At 29.0% G+C, this 20,967-nt stretch carries 26 protein-coding genes; 20 read left to right on the top strand and 6 right to left on the bottom strand.

The window, feature by feature from the left end; all coding sequences use genetic code 11:
• From ACVC08_RS01805 to ACVC08_RS01835, 7 genes are all read left to right on the top strand, one after another.
• The coding region (locus ACVC08_RS01805; protein WP_452600770.1) for a hypothetical protein at positions 1 to 1,380 on the top strand (1,380 nt) is incomplete at its 5' end.
• A 107-nt stretch (positions 1,381 to 1,487) separates the two neighbouring features.
• Entirely contained in the window at positions 1,488 to 2,003 is a 516-nt protein-coding gene (locus tag ACVC08_RS01810; protein ID WP_452600771.1) for a hypothetical protein, read from the top strand.
• 12 nt (positions 2,004 to 2,015) lie between these two features.
• The gene (locus tag ACVC08_RS01815) at positions 2,016 to 2,207 is read left to right on the top strand and encodes a hypothetical protein (protein ID WP_452600772.1); all 192 of its coding nucleotides are present in this window, start codon (positions 2,016 to 2,018) and stop codon (positions 2,205 to 2,207) included.
• Positions 2,208 to 2,733: 526 nt separating this feature from the next.
• Positions 2,734 to 2,916, top strand: coding sequence for a hypothetical protein (locus tag ACVC08_RS01820; protein ID WP_452600773.1), 183 nt, complete (start codon positions 2,734 to 2,736; stop codon positions 2,914 to 2,916).
• A gap of 44 nt (positions 2,917 to 2,960) precedes the next feature.
• The gene (locus tag ACVC08_RS01825) at positions 2,961 to 3,143 is read left to right on the top strand and encodes a hypothetical protein (protein WP_452600774.1); all 183 of its coding nucleotides are present in this window, start codon (positions 2,961 to 2,963) and stop codon (positions 3,141 to 3,143) included.
• Positions 3,144 to 3,288: 145 nt separating this feature from the next.
• Entirely contained in the window at positions 3,289 to 5,322 is a 2,034-nt protein-coding gene (locus ACVC08_RS01830; RefSeq protein WP_452600775.1) for an ATP-binding protein, read from the top strand.
• A 17-nt stretch (positions 5,323 to 5,339) separates the two neighbouring features.
• The gene (locus ACVC08_RS01835) at positions 5,340 to 6,020 is read left to right on the top strand and encodes a DNA-binding response regulator (protein ID WP_452597929.1); all 681 of its coding nucleotides are present in this window, start codon (positions 5,340 to 5,342) and stop codon (positions 6,018 to 6,020) included.
• 281 nt (positions 6,021 to 6,301) lie between these two features.
• Here the strand turns inward: ACVC08_RS01835 and ACVC08_RS01840 are convergent, their stop codons facing one another.
• Entirely contained in the window at positions 6,302 to 6,799 is a 498-nt protein-coding gene (locus tag ACVC08_RS01840) for a DUF456 domain-containing protein (RefSeq protein ID WP_452597928.1), read from the bottom strand.
• A gap of 121 nt (positions 6,800 to 6,920) precedes the next feature.
• Between ACVC08_RS01840 and ACVC08_RS01845 the strand changes: the two genes are divergently transcribed.
• Genes ACVC08_RS01845 through ACVC08_RS01860 form a run of 4 tightly spaced genes read left to right on the top strand, consistent with a single transcriptional unit; the run spans position 6,921 to position 10,622 of the window.
• Positions 6,921 to 7,280, top strand: a complete 360-nt coding sequence (locus ACVC08_RS01845) for a BlaI/MecI/CopY family transcriptional regulator (RefSeq protein WP_452597927.1) — start codon at positions 6,921 to 6,923, stop codon at positions 7,278 to 7,280.
• Positions 7,281 to 7,282: 2 nt separating this feature from the next.
• The gene (locus tag ACVC08_RS01850; protein ID WP_452600776.1) at positions 7,283 to 8,887 is read left to right on the top strand and encodes a M56 family metallopeptidase; all 1,605 of its coding nucleotides are present in this window, start codon (positions 7,283 to 7,285) and stop codon (positions 8,885 to 8,887) included.
• Between the two features lie 16 nt (positions 8,888 to 8,903).
• Positions 8,904 to 10,103 (top strand): tetratricopeptide repeat protein, encoded by a 1,200-nt coding sequence (locus ACVC08_RS01855; protein WP_452600777.1) that lies wholly within the window; start codon positions 8,904 to 8,906, stop codon positions 10,101 to 10,103.
• A gap of 42 nt (positions 10,104 to 10,145) precedes the next feature.
• Positions 10,146 to 10,622 (top strand): hypothetical protein, encoded by a 477-nt coding sequence (locus tag ACVC08_RS01860; protein WP_452600778.1) that lies wholly within the window; start codon positions 10,146 to 10,148, stop codon positions 10,620 to 10,622.
• 41 nt (positions 10,623 to 10,663) lie between these two features.
• On the opposite strand, the gene ACVC08_RS01865 is transcribed toward ACVC08_RS01860, so the two are convergent.
• From ACVC08_RS01865 to ACVC08_RS01880, 4 genes are read right to left on the bottom strand one after another with little or no spacing between them, the layout of a single operon-like run.
• Positions 10,664 to 11,398, bottom strand: coding sequence for a Bax inhibitor-1/YccA family protein (locus ACVC08_RS01865; protein WP_452600779.1), 735 nt, complete (start codon positions 11,396 to 11,398; stop codon positions 10,664 to 10,666).
• Positions 11,398 to 12,267, bottom strand: coding sequence for a hypothetical protein (locus ACVC08_RS01870; RefSeq protein WP_452600780.1), 870 nt, complete (start codon positions 12,265 to 12,267; stop codon positions 11,398 to 11,400). Before ACVC08_RS01870 ends, ACVC08_RS01865 begins: the two co-directional genes overlap by 1 nt.
• Positions 12,268 to 12,327: 60 nt before the next feature.
• On the bottom strand, positions 12,328 to 13,455 hold the full coding sequence (locus tag ACVC08_RS01875; protein ID WP_452600781.1) for a glycosyltransferase family 2 protein: 1,128 nt from the start codon (positions 13,453 to 13,455) through the stop codon (positions 12,328 to 12,330).
• Positions 13,452 to 14,423, bottom strand: a complete 972-nt coding sequence (locus ACVC08_RS01880; protein ID WP_452600782.1) for a lysylphosphatidylglycerol synthase domain-containing protein — start codon at positions 14,421 to 14,423, stop codon at positions 13,452 to 13,454. The genes ACVC08_RS01875 and ACVC08_RS01880 overlap by 4 nt, the downstream gene beginning before the upstream one ends.
• Before the next feature lie 90 nt (positions 14,424 to 14,513).
• On the opposite strand from ACVC08_RS01880, the gene ACVC08_RS01885 reads away from it, so the two are divergent.
• The 9 genes from ACVC08_RS01885 to ACVC08_RS01925 all read left to right on the top strand — a co-directional run bounded on the left by ACVC08_RS01885 (position 14,514) and on the right by ACVC08_RS01925 (position 20,058).
• Positions 14,514 to 15,134 (top strand): outer membrane beta-barrel protein, encoded by a 621-nt coding sequence (locus tag ACVC08_RS01885; protein WP_452600783.1) that lies wholly within the window; start codon positions 14,514 to 14,516, stop codon positions 15,132 to 15,134.
• A complete protein-coding gene (ruvC, locus tag ACVC08_RS01890) occupies positions 15,135 to 15,689 on the top strand; it encodes a crossover junction endodeoxyribonuclease RuvC (protein ID WP_452600784.1) in 555 nt (184 codons plus the stop codon).
• Positions 15,686 to 16,213 carry a hypothetical protein gene (locus ACVC08_RS01895; RefSeq protein WP_452597505.1) on the top strand — a complete coding sequence of 176 codons (528 nt, stop codon included), beginning with the start codon at positions 15,686 to 15,688 and terminating at the stop codon, positions 16,211 to 16,213. Before ruvC ends, ACVC08_RS01895 begins: the two co-directional genes overlap by 4 nt.
• A 66-nt stretch (positions 16,214 to 16,279) precedes the next feature.
• The gene (gene hemW, locus ACVC08_RS01900) at positions 16,280 to 17,413 is read left to right on the top strand and encodes a radical SAM family heme chaperone HemW (RefSeq protein ID WP_452600824.1); all 1,134 of its coding nucleotides are present in this window, start codon (positions 16,280 to 16,282) and stop codon (positions 17,411 to 17,413) included.
• Positions 17,410 to 18,156, top strand: a complete 747-nt coding sequence (locus ACVC08_RS01905; RefSeq protein WP_452597506.1) for a cyclase family protein — start codon at positions 17,410 to 17,412, stop codon at positions 18,154 to 18,156. Before hemW ends, ACVC08_RS01905 begins: the two co-directional genes overlap by 4 nt.
• A complete protein-coding gene (locus ACVC08_RS01910; protein ID WP_452600785.1) occupies positions 18,156 to 18,770 on the top strand; it encodes a DUF4230 domain-containing protein in 615 nt (204 codons plus the stop codon). Before ACVC08_RS01905 ends, ACVC08_RS01910 begins: the two co-directional genes overlap by 1 nt.
• 141 nt (positions 18,771 to 18,911) lie before the next feature.
• Positions 18,912 to 19,058 (top strand): hypothetical protein, encoded by a 147-nt coding sequence (locus ACVC08_RS01915; protein WP_452597508.1) that lies wholly within the window; start codon positions 18,912 to 18,914, stop codon positions 19,056 to 19,058.
• Between the two features lie 18 nt (positions 19,059 to 19,076).
• Positions 19,077 to 19,448 (top strand): MmcQ/YjbR family DNA-binding protein, encoded by a 372-nt coding sequence (locus tag ACVC08_RS01920; RefSeq protein ID WP_452600786.1) that lies wholly within the window; start codon positions 19,077 to 19,079, stop codon positions 19,446 to 19,448.
• 31 nt (positions 19,449 to 19,479) lie between these two features.
• Complete coding sequence (locus ACVC08_RS01925) at positions 19,480 to 20,058, top strand: PhnA domain-containing protein (protein WP_452600787.1); 579 nt, start codon at positions 19,480 to 19,482, stop codon at positions 20,056 to 20,058.
• 38 nt (positions 20,059 to 20,096) lie between these two features.
• Here the strand turns inward: ACVC08_RS01925 and ACVC08_RS01930 are convergent, their stop codons facing one another.
• The gene (locus ACVC08_RS01930; protein WP_452600788.1) at positions 20,097 to 20,936 is read right to left on the bottom strand and encodes an AraC family transcriptional regulator; all 840 of its coding nucleotides are present in this window, start codon (positions 20,934 to 20,936) and stop codon (positions 20,097 to 20,099) included.
• Between the last annotated feature and the right edge of the window lie 31 nt (positions 20,937 to 20,967).

Genomic DNA, 20,967 nt, shown 5'->3' on the forward strand with positions numbered 1-20,967 from the left:
TTAGCCTTTAACTGCCAAAAAGAAGACGATACTTTACAAGTACAACAAACAGCATTAAAAAGTAATGTTAACATTTCTAGGCTTAACACTAAAGCCATTGAAAACGATAAAAACTTAATGCGCATAATAAATAAAGCCGAAACTAAACGTATAGAAAGCAAAGCCAATAAAACTGTTTACAATGCACAATACGACTTTACTATTAATACCAATTATGCTAAAGTAATAACACATAGTAACGGATTAAAAAACTACACCTTTGGCGTTTACAGAGCAGAGAATAATGGGGTATTAGAAAACCTATTATTACAAGAACAGGAAGACCACAGTTTTAAGGTCTCTTTAGTGCAATATAACATAACAGCAAACGAGCGTAATGCATTAGCAAGCCGAGAGATTGTAGATGTAGAGGATAAAATTACGTATATCACGCTAGAAGATATCTCAGACACTATTTTCGATAAAGTAAACTCCGATGCAGAAACCTGTACCGTGTACTCTTACGAATGGGAAGCAGGAAATTTGTGTGATAGCGGACAACATGATTACGCAGATGGAGCAGCTTGCGATTATTGGAATAACCCAGATAAAGCTGCAACTAGTGGGGGCTGGGTTTTAACCTCTAACGAAACCTCTTGTGGAGATGGTGGTGGTAGTACAGGTAATACAGACACAAACAGTAATTCTACAAACCCTAACCAAACCACTAGTAATGGTGGAGGTATAGAGCCAAGTACGACTCCTGTATTATGCCCAGGGTGTCCAGTTATTAGTGAAGAAGATGAAGTATGCTTAAACTCTTTACAAGAATTAACTAATTTTACACCAGAAATGTCTACTTGGTTACAATCTCAATCACAAAGTCTCGCTAATCAAATTGAATCCTTATTACAGGAAGATAGTTGTAGTGAAGAATCACAGCAACAAGCTATGAATGCTATTAGAGTATTAATTGCAAATCCAGACGCAAACCCTCTTTTAAGAGCAGATTGTAGAAGTTTTGAGTTTGCTAAACCACCAGGAGCACTTCAAAGAAGTTGTGCTGTAGCTAATTTCTATAATACTTATCATACTGCTGGGATTAGACCAAATGGAAGTCCATATTATGGAGAAATAGATGTAAATATAGATTTAATATATTTTACTATGCCTGCTTGGATGACAAATGGTCAAGCAGCTAACATTACAGCACAAGCTGTGAATAATGCAATGGATGCAACAGATTATCATTTTATTCAATACCCAGATATTACAGATATCCAATTAGAAATATATTTTTTTGAAGTGTTAGAATATCAATTATCAATTATTGGTGGGTCGTTTAGTTCTACAGCGCCTTTTAATATCTCTAGTCCTGCTCCATATTTGAGGTTTAAGTGATCCGTATGATTGTTAATTGTTTTATTATTACCTTTAACATAAATACAAATTATTTCATGATTAAATTATTATTAATACTATTAACTTTTAACACAAACAGTAATTTTATGAATAAGATAGAATTTGAAAAATTATTGGGAGAATCTATTTCAGTTTTTGAAAAAACTATAGGGAATGATTTTAAAAAAAATCCAGCAATGGATTTTAATTCTATTGAGGTAGAATTTTATTCTTTAAAAGATTGGAATATTACAAAGGATTTGTATGGTATGCCATACAGATCGTTACAGGTTAAAAAAGATAAAAACAATAAAATAGAAACAATATATATTAGCTTTAATAGTATAATCTCCAGAGATTTCTTCGATTTATTTAATGCACAATACGGGAAACCAAATAGCATACAAATAATAGCAAAAAGAACCCTTGAACAAGAATCTATTAATAAAAATGAAAATGGTGAGATTAGAAGTAACTCAAAAAAATACTCTTTAGATTTAAAAGAAGGAAGTTTCGATGAAAAACCTCTATATATTACATGGAAAAAAGATGACTATGAAATAAAGGCATTATTAATTCATAAAGAGGGTAGAAGTAAAATTATATTTAGTAAAGTTGATTAAAATCATAAGATTATGAAAAAAAGAATTTTAATTATCGGTATAATGCTAATAATTGGTTCTTTATTAAAAGACCAATATTTTACACTAAGTTTTTATGATACTTATGTTGTTGTAAGCTATGTTTACATAGCCTATTTAATATCGTTTATAGTGCTTGTAAATATTATTTATAATAAAGTGAAGAATACTTATATTATGGATTAGTAAACAAAATAAGTGAGTCGTCCTAAAATAGGTTGACAATTTTTAAATATTAAATTCATCCAGCGAAGTTAACTTCGCTGGCTTCTTTTGTTTAAAAGTTAACTACACTATCAAGTGCATTATCTGTAGACTTGTGTGTAAAATGAGTTTCTTGTTTCTTTTCTGCATCAATACTTTACCAATACTGTTTCATATACAAAAAAAACAACACAAGACCTAGCTTTTTAGCGTTAAATCATGCATTTTATCGAAAAATATAAATTTTAAGACTAGCAAATCTGTATATTTGCTAAAGTTTTGTTAAACCCCTCTACAATTTTTTTGTATTAACAGACTATTTTTGTCCATTGAATATTAAGGGTATGTACATGTTTTTTGTGTCTTCCCCTTAATGAATTGTATGTGTTTTTATAAGCACAACTACTTGTGTAAGATCTAATTTTATTAATGAATTAAATCTTTGCGATAACGTTGTGTTCAGTTTTTAGAATTATCAAACCTTAAACTATAAAAAAAACAAACAATTATGAAAACCTTCAAAATTACTTTACTAGGCATTCTAGCCGTAGGCTTATTAACTGCAGTATTACCTACATCAAATACAGAAACGGTAGTAGAAACATCTAACCATGATATAAAAGAAGTTAAAGTAGAATTGTCGAGTGTATTTAACAAAAAGGACAAAGCAAGCGTTCCAGAAAACGGATAATATTTATAACCCTACACCTACCAATTAATTAAAAACAAACAAACATGAAATACATTAAACTTACACTAATAGCGATACTATCAATAGGCTTATTAACCGCAGTATTACCTATATCAAATACAGAAACGGTAGTAAAAACATCAAACCATGATATAAAAGAAGTTAAAGTAGAATTATCGAGTGTATTTAACAAAAAGGACAAAGCAAGCGTTCCAGAAAACGGATAATATTATAAAATAACAACATAAAATAGAATTTATAACTTTATACAGTAATATGCTTGAATATAAATTGATTAGTTAGAAAACAAATTCTCAGTTATTTTCTATATTTAAAACATAAATTCGACATAACACTATAAATACAATTACATTGAGATTAATTTATATCATTTCTATATTATTCTTCTTTCCAAAACTTGTTATTTCTCAAAATCTATCTAAAACCAAAGATAGTATTGCCAAACTAAAAGAATTAACAGATAATAGCGATGATATAAAAGATAAATTTTATTATGCTAGGTTGGCAATAAAACTTTCAAAAGAAACAAAAAACGATAGCATTATTTTAGTAAGTAATAGAACCTTGTCTTCATTATTTTTAAGAAATGGATTTTATGATTCGATAAAAAGAATTAATAAAGAAAATTTAGAAATATCAAGAAAATTAAAGGATACATTGAAAATGGCATATGCATCCCATAATCTAGGGTTTTATTTTGAAAACAAAAACAAATTAGACAGCGCATACTATTTTTATTTTAAAACAAGGAAATTTTATAACTCTATTGGGGAAAAGAAGCTTGAGGCAGATATCCTAAAGAATATGGCAAATATTCAAGAAACAGAAAGAGATTATATAGGTTGTGAGATAAATGCAATTGAAGGGATTAAAATATTAAGTAAATTAAAGAAAACAGATAAAGTTTATAGCTTATTATGGTCGCTTAATAATTTAATAGGAATAGCATCCGAACAGATAGAAGGATACGATAAAGCGATACAATACCATACAAAGGCAATAAGTTTTAGCCGGAAAATTAAGGGGGATTATTTACGTGAAGTATACTCTAACATCAATATAGGGATACTCTACAGAAGAAAGAAAGATTATGAAAAATCTATATCTATTTTAAATCAGACCTTAAATAACGACAAAATAAAAGAAGACGATCCTACAACATATTCCTTAATACTATCTAGTTTGGCTTACAGTAAGTTCTTACACGGGTTATATTCTAATGAAGATATTGAAAAGTTATTTAGAAAATCAATTTCTGTAGCCGAAAAAAATGAAGATTTTTATGAAATAATGATAGCTGCAGATCAATTTTCAGAATATTTTTTTAAAAACAATAATAAAGATTCTGCTCTGTATTATTCAAATAAAAGTCATGACTTAGCAAATTTATTAAATAATAATAATTGGAAACTAAAATCACTTTTATTAAAATCTAAAATTGAAGAAGGAGAAATAGCAAAAAAATATTTATACGAGCATATCAAACTAAATGATAGTCTTGTGCTTGCAGAACGTTCCATTCGTAACAAATTTGCAAGAATAAACTTCGAAACCGATGAAATAAAACAAGAGAATAGACTTTTTGAGGAAGAAAACACTCGAATTTCCAAAAAAAACCAAATGCTTATTATTACCTCAATAGGTTTATTAATAACACTATTCTTTTTATACATAATAAAAACACAACGCGAAAAAAATAAAGAGTTACAATTAGCCCAACAACAGCAGGAGGCTAATGAAGAAATTTATAACCTAATGCTATCACAGCAGGATAAAATGGATGAAGCAAGAGCATTAGAGAAGCAACGTATTTCTCAGGAATTACATGATGGGATATTAGGAAGGCTCTTTGGAGCCCGTTTAAGCTTAGATAGTTTAAATTTAAGTAAAACAGAAGATGCAGTAGCAAACAGAGGAAATTACATTAATGAACTTAAAGTTATAGAGCAAGATATACGTAAGGTATCTCATGACCTAAATACAGATTTTATTGCACATTCGGGCTTTTTAGATATTATAGAAACATTAGTAGAAACACAAACCTTAGCCTACAATTTAGAAAGTACAATTACTGCAGATCAAGATATTAATTGGGATGCCATTTCTAATAAAACTAAAATTCATTTTTACAGAATAGTACAAGAGTCCTTACAAAATATATACAAACATGCAGAAGCAACAAGAGTTGATATCTCATTTAAACAAAAAAATAATTTAATATCTTTAGCCATAAAAGATGATGGATCTGGTTTTGACGAAAACAAGGCTAAAAAAGGAATAGGCCTTAAAAACATGCGTTCTCGAGTAAAAGAGATAAAAGGTGTTTTAAATATAAAAACCAAAGCAAACCTAGGTACAACAATTGAAATAAGAGTCCCAAATTAATTTAATACCCCCTTAAAATGCAACAAAAAAGCATTAAAATATTAATGACAGATGATCACCCTATGATTATAGAGGGCTATCAAAATACACTTTTAGCTACCAAAAAAGAAAATGAAAAACTCATTATAGATATAGCTACTAATTGTGACGAAGCTATAAAGGCAATTAACAAGTCTATAGCTATAGAGCAGCCCTACGATGTGTTCTTTTTTGATGTTAGTATTCCTGCATCTTCCGATAATAAATATAAATCTGGAATAGATTTAGCAGAGTTTGTACGGTTAAATTTACCATACTCTAAGGTTGTATTGCTTACCATGTTCGATGAACCTTATAGAATACACAGTGTTATTAAAAATATTAACCCAGATGGCTTTTTAATAAAAAGCGATTTAACATCAAGTGAATTAGCAAGCGCATTTAAAGCTGTATTAAATAACCCACCATTTTATAGTGGCACAGTAAATAATGTTATTAGAAATATTATTTCTAGTGCTATAGAATTAGATGAAATTAATCATCAAATACTTCATTTATTATCTAAAGGAATTAAAACAAAAGACATTAGAAACCATATAGATCTGTCTTTAAGTATGATTGAAAAGCGTAAAAAGCATTTAAAAGAGGTTTTTGAAATAGAAGACGGAAAAGATGAAACGCTTATACACGAAGCTAGAGATAAAGGTTTTGTAAATTAAAACCTACAAATTATAGTCTTAAATGTTAAAATTTATTTTTTTTAATTTTTTTTCACCTTCTCTTACAAGTAATTATAATTAAATACTACGGGAAAAACCGTAATCCTGTTACGGTAAAAGCCGTAACCGACAAGAGAAATAAGTTTTATCTTTGAATCATCAACAATCATTAACTCAATTCAGTCCCTCGATAGAATTTAGTTGGTAATAGCACATTTACACTAGCCTTATGGTTTTTCTTCTAAAGAAAACCATAAGGTTTCTTCTTTTATATAAGCTTATTAAAAGATAATGCTTTTATAATCCCAAAATATTTTTATAAATAACCCAAAATAAATAACAGCTACTATAAACTTTAAAAAGGTACCTGTAATAAAACCAAGAAAAGAACCAAATGCTGCTTTTAGAGCTGTAGTAGAGTCAGCATTATTAGTTAATTCTCCAATTAAAGCACCTACAAAAGGGCCAATTATAATTCCAAAAGGAATAGGGGCAATAATACCAACAATTAATCCAATAGAAGTGCCAATCATTCCAGCTTTACTACCTCCAAATTTTTTAGTACCAATAGCAGGAATAATATAATCTAGAGCAAAAACAATAAGCGCAATACTTAGCGTAATAGTTAAAAATAACCAATCGTTTGGTATGGCATCTGTTAAGTATAGTAATAAAAGCCCTATCCAACTTAATGGAGGCCCAGGAAGTATAGGAAGAATACTCCCAATTAAACCTAAGCAAACAAATAGGAAGCCAAAAACCGTTAAAAGAATATCCATATAAAAATTTATTAATAAGACGCACAAATAAATAAAATGTTACATTTAAACTAAAAAATTAGTTCAAACTAAATATTTAGTTATATTTGTAAAACACTTGAACTAAAAACTTAGTTGAAAAATGAAGCAATTAACAAAAGCAGAAGAAGATATAATGCATGTTTTATGGCAATTAAAAAAAGCCAATGTAAAACAAATAATAGAAGAATTGCCAGAACCTAAACCAGCCTATAATACCGTATCTACAATTGTTAGAATATTAGAAAGTAAAGGGTTTGTAGATTACGAAAAAAAAGGAAAAGGACATATTTATTTTCCTCTATTAGAAAAACATGAATATAGTAACCAATCTATAAATAAATTGGTAGATAACTACTTTCAAGGCTCGTTTAAAAGTATGGTCTCTTTTTTTATGAAAAAAAACGACATTAATTTAAATGAATTAGAATCTGTATTAAAAGAGATTAATAAAAAAGAATAGATATGCTGCATTATATTATACAAACTGTCGTATTTCAGTTATTCTTTTTAATACTTTACGATTTGTTTTTAAAACGAGAAACCTTTTTTAATTGGAACCGTGCCTATTTATTGGCCTCGGTAATGTTGTCTATTATTTTGCCATTTATAAAAGTAGATGCTTTTAAAACAGTAATTCCTGTAGACTACACTATTATGCTACCAGAAATTGTAATGGGTTATGAAGAAACTGTTACGCATAATACAAATAGACCGCTTATAGAGCTTTTAAACACCAATACAAACACGTTGCCATGGGGCTTTATATTAAGTGTCGGTTGTACTATTGCTGCTCTACTATTTGTGTATAAACTAATAGGCATTTTAATACTAGTATATAAAAATCCAAAAACTAAATATAAGGACTCTTTTTTAATAGAATTATTAAACAGTAAATCAGCCTTTTCATTCTTCAATTACATATTTATAGGAGAACAAATAAAAGAAACAGAGAAAACAGCTATAATAGCACATGAAGAAGTACACGTTAAACAAAAGCATAGTATAGATTTATTGTTATTCGAGGTTTTACGTATTTTATTTTGGTTTAACCCTTTAGTCTACATCTATCAAAGAAAGATTGCAAACTTACATGAGTTTTTAGCAGATTCAGAAGCAGTAAAAATTAATAAAACTGCATATTATGAGAATTTACTAGCTCAAGTTTTTCAAACCCAAAATATATCCTTCATCAATCCATTTTTTAAAAAATCATTAATCAAAAAACGAATCGTTATGTTAAACAAAACAAAATCAAAACAATTTAGTTTAATTAAATATGCTTTACTAATACCTATGGTAGTAGGGATGCTATTTTATACCTCATGCTCTAAGGATGTTATCGATGATAATACAGTAGTGTCTAGTAAAAACATTGCAGAATACACTTTTTCTGTAGAAAAAGAAGAAGATTTATCTACAGAAAAACAGGCCATTAAAGACAAGGGAGAATTATTTTTAAAGGCCAATAGCGAAGCATACGTTAGGTTAATTACCTATAATAAAAACACTAAAAAATCTACATATAACATTGTTGAAGCTACAAATGATTTGACAAAAAAACATGAAATTCATTTTATTGTAGATTTTAAAGATGGGAGTACATTTTCTACCTATGCAGATGAACATGCTGTATTATTAGAGTCAGAGAACATTAAAAGTATGAATGTTATTAAAACAGAAAAACAAAAATGGTCAAGAATAGCTAACAATGTCGTTACGTTTAATGAATTAGACAGAGTACCAGCATTTCCTGGATGCGAAACATTAAGATCTAATGCAGAATTGAAAGACTGTTTTAATAAAGAGTTAAAACAATTAGTGATTGAAAATTTTAACCAAAAGAAACTAGAATCTATAGGAGAAAAAGGACAACATAGAATATCTTTATTCTTTACTATTGGTAAAGATGGAAATGTAGAAACAGTTAAAGTTAGAGCTAAATATAGAGCGTTTGAAGCAGAAGGAGAACGTTTAGTGAGTTTAATACCAACATTAATACCAGGGGAATTTAACGGGAAAACAGCCAGTACAAATTATTATTTACCAATAAAATTTGAGATAAAATAGAAAGATAATATTATAAATGAGGGTGATTTTTTTAATTCTAGTATTACTTTTCTCATGTAAAACCGAGGCACAGTCTTCGGTTTTACATATTGCAGATAGTTTATATGCAAATGGAAACTATACAAAAGCCATAACAACGTATGAAGCACATGATGAGCCAGAAGCTGTTTATGTAAAATTAGCAAAAGCATACATGGCAATAGGTAATTACGATAGAGCCATATTAAATTACAAATTAGCAACAGAAGCTTATCCAGAGCAAACACTCATAAAATATGAATACGCAAAACTTTTAGCAAAAACTAAAAAAAGAAAAGAAGCTACAAAACTATTTAAAGAGTTAATAAATATAAACGCTCTAAACCCTAACTATCATTATGAGTTAGGACTAGTGTTAGAACAATTAAAAGATAGTAATGAAGCAAATAAGTTAGATACTATTACCAAAAAAGTTAAAAATAGAGATAAAGCACAACAACATTATTTAAAAGCCTACAAACTAGATAAAACCCATCAAAAAGCAATATTTAAATTATCTAAATATCAGTTAATAAAAAGAAACTATGAAGCATCTAGGAAATATATAGATGTAGGTTTAAATACTTACAAGAATAATGTTGCATTAATTAGTTTAAAAGCACAAGGCTATTACCTTCAACAAAAATATGAGAAAGCTATAGTGTTATTCGAAAAATTATTAAGCTTAGGCGAATCCTCTAAATTTATTTACGAAAAATTAAGCGATAGCTATAAAGAAGAATACGAATTTGATAAAGCTATAAGTAATCTAAAATTAGCATTAAAGTTTAATACAGAAGATACCAGAAACCTATATCTGTTAGGCTTGTTATATGAAAAAGTAAAAGATTATAAAAAAGCAGAAAAATATATTAATTTATCTATAAAACTAGAAGATTACCCACTAGATAGAGAGTATACAGACCTAGCACGAGTATATAACTATTTAAAACAACCAGAAAAGGCAATAAAAGCTTATAAGAAGGCCTTAAAAGAAAACCCCGACAATATGTATGCTAAATTTTTAATAGTGCATACAAGAGCAGATTATTATAAGGATACAGAGTCTAAAATAAAACTATACGAAGATTTTATTGAGCATAACCCTAAAAGCCCATTTGTACGAATGGCGAAACAAAAAGCATCTAAACTTAAAGAGGAGCAATTTTTAAATGCAGAAGAAAAGAAACAAGATTAAAAATTGAATAAAAAATTGTACTTTTCAATTTCAGATTAAGTTATGCGAAAGGTTGTTTTCTTTTTTATTCTATTAAGCGTTACATCGTGTAACTATTTCGATGCTAAAAAAATAGCAACAGAAGATATTTTAAAAGAAGAGTTAAAAACCTTTAATTGGAATGAAGTAGATGCCTACCCTGTATTTGCTTCTTGCGAAAACTCTATAGAAAAAAAGGATAGAAAGCAGTGTTTTGAAAACACTTTGTCGTCCTATATAACCAATAGTTTGGCTACCGAAACAATAATAGTTACTCAAGATATTAATGATACAATTCTATTAGAACTTCAAATTTCTGAAGTAGGAGCATTACATTTAAAAAGTATAAAAGTAGATTCCATAACTAGAGTAGAAATACCAAATATAGAAACGTTACTATATAATAGCTTACAATCACTTCCAAAAATATATCCAGCATTAAAGAGAGATAAACCCGTAAAAACAGAGTTTAAACTACCAATAGTAATTAATGTAAACTAATACAATTAAGAAGTATTGGGGATCTAGATAATACTGTAGTTTTAAAATCGAATAGAAAGCTTTTTCATTAACCTTAAAATTTCTACATAAAGCCATACAATGGTAACTAAAAGTCCCCATGTAGCTAACCATTCGTTATATTTTGGTGCACGGTTTTTTTGGCGTTCTATATAATCGAAATCCAAAAGCAATGATAAGGCTGCAAAAGTAGCAGCTATAATATTAAAAACAATAGCAATCCAAGAAGTCCCCCAAATAAATGATTTAATACCGAAAAAACTTAAAATCCATGACACAATATAAACAACAAAAATACTTGCACAAACAGTAATGATAACACTCTTTAGTTTTTTTGTAACTACAATAATACGTGTTTGGTATAACGTTAAAACCACAAAAAAAGTAATAATAGTAATGCCAATAGCTTGATAAGGCATATTAGGAAACATATCATGAGCATAAGCAGTTATACCACCTAACATAAACCCTTTAGCTACTGCATAAAGCGGAACTAAAATATGAGCCCAATGACGCCTAACAGAAATAATTATACTAATAATAATGGCACTAAGCATACCGCCAGTAGTATACCATTTTATATTGGTGCCAGTACTGTGTAGTTTCCAAATACCAACAACTATAGAGCTAATAATAATTAATGAAAATAAAGTTTTAATAAAAACACCTCTAACCGTTAATTTACGCTGTATATTTTCTGGATGATCCCAAAAATAACCAGTAAATACTGGGTTAGATGTTTTATTAAGTAAGCGCATTATAAATTAAATTTATAACCAACAGCAAAGTCTGTAGAGAAATTACCTTGATTATCTATAAAAATCGCAAATAACGAATCGTAGACAAAAGTTAAATAACCATTACTCAATTTTATATCTGCACCAACGCCAAAAACAAAAGGAGCATCAAAACTAGTACCAGTAGACTCCTCTGTAACGACATTGTTACTCGCATCTAGATAACTTAGTGTTGACTTAGCAGAGGTAAAAGTAACAGCTTTAGTTTGTGCATAAATATTAAACCCCGTTTTATTAATAAACCTATAACGGTATCCTAATGCAAATTGAGTCGCAGAATAATTAAAATCATCATTGTCTGTACTATGTCTAATATTTAAAAAAGCAGCTTGTTTTGGTAATGTAGCGTCAGAGACTAGCTCTAACTCAGTGCCAAAAAATGGTACAGTTTCATTATTTGGGTTATCAACAAAAGGATTATTAGTTATACCTCCAAAAATACCTAATCTAAATTTTAGCTTTGTTTTAGTTTCGTTACTTGTATAATTAGCATCTACAGAAGTATTATAATTGTTAAGAAAAGACTTTAAACTATATGTCGTTAATTTAACTTTAGAAGCATCTTGTTGCGTTAAATCTGTTAATACTGTTTTGTATTCTTCTTGATATTTATTGTTTGCACCTTTTGTGTTTTTTAACTCGGTAATACGACCATCATTATCTTTAATAAAGTAACGATATTGACCATTAAAAGTATTCCAAAGTAAATCTAAAGTACCATCAACCTCAGTTTTTAATTCAAGAGTTTCGTTATTAACAGAGTAGGTATTTTGCGAAAAAGCAAAGCAGCTAACCGCCATAAAAGTTAGTAAAATGACTAGTTTTTTCATTGTATTTGGGATTTGGATTTATTGTAAAAGTAAAAATTTTAAGCGAATAACTAGAATAGGTTACTTGTTAAACGTTCTTCCTTTCCACTTGTAGGTAGTAAATAAAGATATAAATGCAGTATAAACACTAAAAAAAGGATAGAGAATACTAGAAACAATAAAAGCAACTAAATAACGCTCTTGACTAAAAAAGCGGCTAGTTTTAGAAAGTAACAAAAAATCGATTCCAGATTTTATAATAAAAATGTATAAAAAAGTCCTTAAGTTAAGAGAACCAATTAATGTAAAAGTTAAAGCACAAATTAAAGCACCATTCATTGTTAAAACAATTAAGCCAGTTAACTTTCCAAATAAAGAATTATAACTAGACGTTTTAGCAGCCCAACGTTTACGTTGGGCTATTAAACTAACCCAATTAGGTTGCGGTTTGGTCTTTATAATGGCATGTTTAGACTTTAAATATCCTACTTTACTTTTATCTAATTTAAGTGCCTTTTCTAATAAAAAAATATCATCTCCACTGGCAATAGTGTTATTACCATTAAAACCATTTACAGTTTTAAATAAAGATTTACTGTAGGCTAAATTAGCTCCATTACATAAAAAAGGTTTCTTTATACCAAAACTACCAATAGTAGCGCCAATTAAACTTAAAAAATCAAGTAATTGAAATTGTTTTAAATTAGAGTTAATAGCCGTGTATGTAACAGGAGCAATTATAAAATCAGTATTTTTTTGCTGTATAAAAGCATCAAATGTATCTAACCAGTATTTAGGAAGTAAACAATCGGCATCAGTAGTAACAATCCAGTTGTATTTACTAATCTCTATTGCAGAAGTAATGGCATCTTTTTTAGGAGAATTAGAAGTTCTTATATTTTTAATAATAGAAATTTGAAAGCTTGGATGCTCTTCTAAAAATTTAGTAATTAATGAAACAGAGTTGTCATTGGAAGCATCATCAATACATAATATTTCAAACAAATGCTTCGGATAATTTAAATGCTCTATGGAAGCTAATAATTCAGGAAGATTTTCAGCTTCATTTCTAAATGGAATAATAACTGAAAATTTAGTAATAGGTTTTAAGTCTTTAGTAGTAAAAGATTCAACTTTATCAAAACCAATAAGGAAACTACCAATTAAAATTAAGTATACTAAAGTAGTGCCTATAAAAAGTAAAGTCATACAATATCCTTTTCTGGTAAATTAAAATTAAGTACGTAGTAACTTCCAAAAATACTTGGAATTACAAAATTAAGTAACCACATTAATGTAACAATACATAAAATAGTTAATTCATTAACACCAGCCATAGAAAATAAATAGACCGCCACACTACCTTTTATAATAATATCAAAAATAAATAATGAAGGTATTATAGATGCTAATAAGTACATAGAGGTAATTATTGTCATCGCTTCAAAGTAAGATAATTGTACTCCAAAAAGCTGTAACAAAAAATAAAATTGAAAAGAAAATACGAGATATCTAATTAAAGATAACACAGAAGCCATTCCTTTAATTTTTATAGATAACTTAAATATAAACTGTTTAATTTTTTCAAGAGAAAACCCTTTAATAGTGTATTTACTTTGTTTAATACCAATAATAGCAAAGCCAAAAACAACAACAATAATTATAAGGCCTCTGGATATTTTAAAATAATCAATTGCAATACTATAATTAGTAGAAAATACCCCAACACCAATACACCCAAAAATAATGGTAATACTCATTTGCATGAGATTACTAATTAAATTTAAAAGAAGTATGCGTTTTCTGTGGTTACTAGAAAAATAAATTGCTTTTGCTCCATATTCTCCAATCCTGTTAGGCGTAAAAAGTGATGCAGTTAGCGAACCTAAACTTTGTTCTAAGGCATTTTTAAAACTGATTTTTTTTATAGAAGAGACTAAAATTTTCCATTTTATAATTTCAAAAAACCAATTTAAACTACTTAAAAGTAGTAGTAGAAATACGTTTTTAGCAGAAAACACGTTGTTTTTAGACAAAATAGCAACAAATTCAGGAAAATCTAAAGCCCCATTATTTACCAACTTATTATATATAAAATAAAAAGCACCAACAACAATACTCAATTTAATGAGTATAAAAAAGAATTGTTTAGTTTTGTATGGTAACGTACTATTCATAAATTTAAACAGCAACACAATTTCATCAATTAAAAATGTAACGTGTTATGTGCTGCAAATTAAATCAAATATACTATAATGAAGACCTCAATGAAACACTATTGCCTTTTAGCCTTTTTTTTATTAGGATTAACCACTGCATTTGCTCAAGTAGAAACAAGTATTTGGAAAGCCCAAATAGCAGTTGGGTTAAATAGTCCAGCACAAGATGGATTAGTGAGACCATTTGTAGCAAAATCAACCAATTTCCCTACAATTAATTTAGGTATACAACGTATGTTTAAACCTCAAATAGGAGCTAAATTAGATTTTGGATATAACAGATTTGCAAACGATGATAATACACCAGAATTTAAAGTAAATTATACAAGAATAAATGCCCAGTTGGTATACGATGCAACAAGAGATGTAGGTTTTTTACCTGTAGATATGGCATTGGTAGGACATGTAGGTCCAGGATATTCTATAATTAAACCATTAGGAGACTTTAAAGATAACAACATTTCGTTTTTTAATGTTATGGGAGGTGTAGAGCTACATTATAAAGTAGCAAGAACAGTATCGGTATATTTTGATGCGTCTTATATTTTTGGGTTTGCAAAAGAATTCGATCCATTAACTAAAGGCTTTGGCTCTTTTAATGGAAATTTATTTACTGCAACAGTAGGCGTATCATTTTCTTTAAGCGGCTGTACATATTGTAATGATTAAATGGCAGAAGAAAAAATAATATTAGGCATAGATCCAGGAACAACTATTATGGGGTTTGGACTCATAAAAGTCGTTAATAAAAAAATGCAATTTTTACAATTGAATGAGTTGGACCTAAAAAAATATAATGACCATTACCTAAAATTAAAACTTATTTTTGAACGTACTATAGAATTAATTGATACACATCATCCAGACGAAATAGCCATAGAAGCACCATTTTTTGGTAAAAATGTACAAAGTATGCTAAAACTTGGTCGAGCCCAAGGAGTAGCAATGGCAGCTGGATTATCTAGAGAAGTCCCTATTACAGAATATGCTCCAAAAAAAATTAAAATGGCTATTACAGGAAATGGTAATGCCAGTAAAGAGCAAGTAGCAAAAATGCTACAAAGCATGTTAGGGATTAAAACATTACCTAAAAATCTAGACTCTATGGATGGTTTAGGCGCAGCCGTTTGCCATTTTTATAATCAAGGTCGTGTAGAGGTTGGTAAAAGCTATTCTGGTTGGAGTGCTTTTGTAAAACAAAATGAAAAACGAATAAAGAAGTGAAAAAGTTAATAATTTTTAGTTTATTCTGCTGCGTCATCTTTGCCTGTGGCGGAAAGAATGAGTCAAGTATAAAAGAAAACGCTTATAAAAATATTACGATAAAAACACTATATCGTGATTATAAAAGCAAAAAGAAATCTGCCTTATATAAAAAATATAAGGATAGCACTAACATGGTTTATGAATATAAAACAGAAGATAGTAATAATGCTTTTCATTATATTATAACTAAAAATATGACAAATGATAGCTCTATTTACTTTAGGGGTCTAGTTTGTAAGTTAGTAGACTCTAAAACATTTAGTTTTAAAGGAAAACCTATAAAAGTCTTTAAGTATTTTTATGATGATAAAGAGGCTATGGATGAGGAACATAACTACTTCTTTACTAACGAATATGGTCTTGTGTTTTCAAAAAGTTATGCTTGGAGTTTTCCTTTAGATTATTACAATGTAGAAGAATTAAAGCCTTTACAAGATTCAATTGTGAATAATTTAGAGACCTTTAAAAGGAGTTCCTATTAATAAATTTTAATCTAAAAAAGTGCTTTTAACTTATTGTTATATAAGTTTAATTAAAAAACTAAAACTATCGCAGGAATATACATCCATATCCCGTTTTGTAAACAAGCCTGTCATTATTGCGATTTTCATTTTTCGACATCCTTAAAAAAGAAAAATGAATTAATAATAGCTTTAATAACAGAACTAGAGTTGCGTAAACATGAGTTTAAAACAACAACAGTAGAAACTATTTATTTTGGAGGCGGTACACCAAGTCTATTATCTCTCGAAGAATTACAGCAAATTATTAATGTAGTTTATAATAATTATCAAGTTTCAGAACACCCAGAAATTACGTTAGAAGCTAACCCAGATGATTTAACAGAAACAATTATTCTTCAATTATCTCAAAGCCCTGTAAACCGCTTAAGTATTGGCGTTCAGTCTTTTTTTGAAGCCGATTTAAAACTTATGAATCGGGCGCATGATGCAGTAGAAGCAAAAAAATGCTTAGAAATAGCAACGCAATATTTCAATAACATTTCTTTAGATTTAATTTACGGTATACCAGGAAGTACTAATGCTCAATGGAGGGAAAATATTGAAACCGCTTTGTCTTTTGGTATTAATCATATTTCGAGTTATGCACTAACCGTAGAACCAAAAACAGCATTAGCCTCTTTTATAAAAAAAGGAATTATAGATAATGTAGATGATGATAAAGCAGAAAAGCAATTTCATATTTTAATAGAAACATTAAAAGCATCAAACTTTATTCATTACGAGTTGTCAAACTTCGGTAAAGCAGGTTTTTTTAGTAAAAATAATTCGGCCTATTGGCAAGGAAAACCATACATAGGTATTGGCCCATCGGCACACTCATTTAATGGAGAAGAACGCAGTTGGAATGTGCGGAATAACTCAAAATACATTAAGGCATTAGAAAGTAAAACACTACCATCAGAAATAGAGACATTAACTATAACAGATAAATATAACGAATACGTAATGACGGGACTGCGAACCATATGGGGCGTGTCATTACAAAAAGTTAGGCACGATTTTGGTGAAGAGTACGAAGAATACCTTTTAAAAGTCTCTAAAAAGTATATAACAAAACAATTGTTGTATATTGAAGACAGTAGACTGTTAGTAACAGCAAAAGGAAAATTTTTAAGCGATGGCATCGCATCAGATTTATTTAAAATTAACGACTATTGAATACAGTAATTACCATAGACAATAAAAAATATAGTATAGACTTATCGAAACCATTAGATATTTCCATAACACTAAAAGCCTCAAAAAAAAATGCAAATGCGTGGTATATAGATGAGCCTAAAATAGAACCCGTAAAAATGGGAGAATGGGTTGCTAGCGTAAAAGAAGGCGCTTCAATAAACTTTAATAATATAGCATTTAATCCACATGCCCATGGAACACATACCGAGTGTGTAGGCCATATTACAGAAGATTTTTACAGCATTAACAAATGCTTAAAACAATTTATGTTTCTAGCCGAAGTTGTATCTGTAGCACCAGAATTAATAGGAGAAGATTATGTAATATCTAAAAAACAACTTCAGTTTTTAATTAAAAATAAAACAGCAGAAGCATTAGTAATTCGTACAATGCCTAATACAAAAGATAAAAAATCAAGACAATACTCTAATACAAACTGGCCCTATTTGGCAGAAGATGCAGCTGCGTACATTAGAGATTGTGGAATAAAACACCTACTTATAGATTTACCAAGCGTAGATAAAGAAAAAGATGATGGTAAATTACTAGCACATAACGCCTTTTGGAACACCAAAAGAGAGATAAGAACAGAGGCAACAATAACAGAATTTATATATGTTGCAAATAAAATTAAAGATGGAATTTACATATTAAACTTACAAATTGCCTCTTTTGAAAATGATGCAGCACCAAGTAAACCCATTTTATATAAAGTAGAATAATGGAAACACTATTAGGAACCATATTTGGAGCACTAGCCTCATTAGGAGTGTTTACATACATAAAACATATAAAAGCAAAACAACTTGCAAATTACCAATCTGCAGTTTTGTTAGATAAAATAAAAAAAGTGTGTAAGTTTATTACTGTAGAAGGCGATTTTGCAGAGATTTACCATTACGAAGACGTAAAAGAACGGTTTTTAAAATTAGTATCTAGCCGAAAAAAAGCACTTGTAGTAGTTAATGCAAAAGCGCATGTAGGTTTTGATTTGGCAAAAGTAGATATGAAAGCCAATACGAAATCTAAAATCTTAGTTTTAAATCATTTTCCCCAAGCAGAAATACTATCTATTGAGACTAATATAAACTACTACGATAAAAAAGATGGACTTTTCAATAAGTTTGAAGCTAATGATTTAACAAGCTTACATAACGAAGCAAAGCAGCATATTAGAGATAAAGTTCCAGAAAGTGGTCTATATCAAGTGGCACAAAAAGAAGCTTTGGAATCTATTCTATTAATAGAAAATATAGTAGAAACAATTGGCTGGACTTTAGATTATTCTGCATTAGAGTTGAGCGAAAAAGACTACAAAAAAGAATTGAAAAATTAATTTAAAGTGTAGTACATCTATTTTTAGAGTTTTAATAGGTATCATATTTCTTTTTTTAGTATCTTATTAATCCCTCTCCCTCCGATTATATGTTTTTATTAATAGCGCTAATAAAAAGTTTAAGCCAATAAATCCCTATATATGAATAGAGTGTTACTTTACATTAACGAAGTTTTAGTCAGTTTAGACATTCCTCCAATTGTTAAAACAACAGAGCGTAGATTACATAATTTACCAAGAAGAAAATCTAAATCAACAAAAGAAATTTCTAAGGACAATATTAAATAAATGTATTAAATTTATTTAATGGATATAGAACAAATTAGAACATACTGTTTGAATAAACCTCAAGTAACAGAAACTTTTCCTTTCGATCAGGATACATTAGTTTTTAAAGTAGCAGGTAAAATGTTTCTTTTAGCACCATTAGCAAAATGGGAAAGAGGCTTAGCATCTTTAAATTTAAAATGCGATCCACAATATGCAGTTGAGCTTAGAGAAGAATATGAAAGTATCGAGGCAGGCTGGCACATGAGTAAGAAACATTGGAACTCTGTATACATACACAAAGGCGAACTACAACCCCAATTTATAATACAATTAATAGATCATTCTTATAATATGGTCGTAAAAGGACTCCCTAAAAAGGTTAGAGATACACTTAATAATAATGAATAATAAACTTATCTTTACACCTTAAAATTTAACTATGAGTTTAGAAAGGGAACTTAAAAAAAGAGCAGACAATAAATGCGAATTATGTAGTAACGATGAGCATTTAGAAATCTATACCTTAGCACCGCATAAAGATCAAAACTTAAAAAAATCTATAGTAGCATGTAAAACCTGCGTTAATCAAATAGACGACCCAGAAACAACAGATGCAAACCACTGGAGATGTTTAAATGATAGCATGTGGAGCGAGCATGAGGCAGTACAAGTAGCAGCATGGAGAATGCTATCTAGACTTAGAAAAGAAGGATGGCCTCAAGACTTGTTAGATATGATGTATCTAGAAGAAGACGTTTTAGAATTTGCAAAAGCAACAGGAGAAGGCGAAGCAGATCCAGAAAAATTAATTCATAGAGATGTCAATGGAGTTGTGTTGCAAGCAGGAGACTCTGTAGTTTTAATAAAAGACTTAAAAGTAAAAGGCTCTAGTATGGTTGCAAAACAAGGAACCGCTGTAAGGCGTATATCTTTAGACCATGAAAACGAGAAATATATAGAAGGTAAAGTTGGACCAACTCAAATAGTAATAATTACAGATTACGTTAAAAAAATATAATACTGTAAGTCTCCCTAAAATGGGTAAACAGTTTTATACTAGCTTTTTTTATAATTAGTAGGTGTCATTAATTTAATAGTTTTAAATTGTCTATTAAAATTAGATATGTTTTTAAACCCAGCCTTATAAGCTATTTCTGAAATAGAAAGATCATTGTGAGACTCCATTAACTTACAAGCATACTCAATACGTAATTCACTTAAAAATCTAAAATAAGTTTTATTAGTTCTTTTTTTAAAGTATTTGCAAAAAGCATTTTTGGTCATAGAAGCTACACTGGCAATAGTATCTAAAGAGATGTCTTTATCATAATGCTTCATAGTATATTCAAAAATGTTTTGCATGCGTTTACCTTCAATTGCATTGTATTTTTTGTCGTAAATAAATGAGGATAAACTATTATAATCTCCTTCAGAAGTTAATTTTAAAAGCTTCAATAAAGACATAAATTGTTCTAATTTAGAAGCCTTTTTAAGACGTAGAAATATAGATTTAATGACTTCAGGTTCAGAAATAAATTTAAACCCATAAGTGGCACGTTTAAAAAAAGAATTTAATTCTTTTAATTCTTCGAGGTTAAAAAAATGAGAGCCAAAAGCTGTTTTAGTAAAAAACAAACTTAACATTTGCGATTGCGGTGATGAATGACTATCGCTTTCAAAAACATGTGGCAGATTACTTCCTATTACTAGAAGATCTCCTTTATTATAATCATTTACAGTATCTCCAACAATAAGTGTGCCTTTGCCTTCTACAATAAAACTAATCTGGATTTCTTCATGCTGATGTAGTTTGTTATAAAAAATAGGACCAATGTCTTCTTGATAGACAAGAGCGTCATGTTCAGGTTTAGGTATTTTAAAGGGTAAAACTTTCATTTAAATTGAATCTAAAGTATAAAATTAATCA

The organism is Pontimicrobium sp. MEBiC06410 (assembly GCF_053601615.1).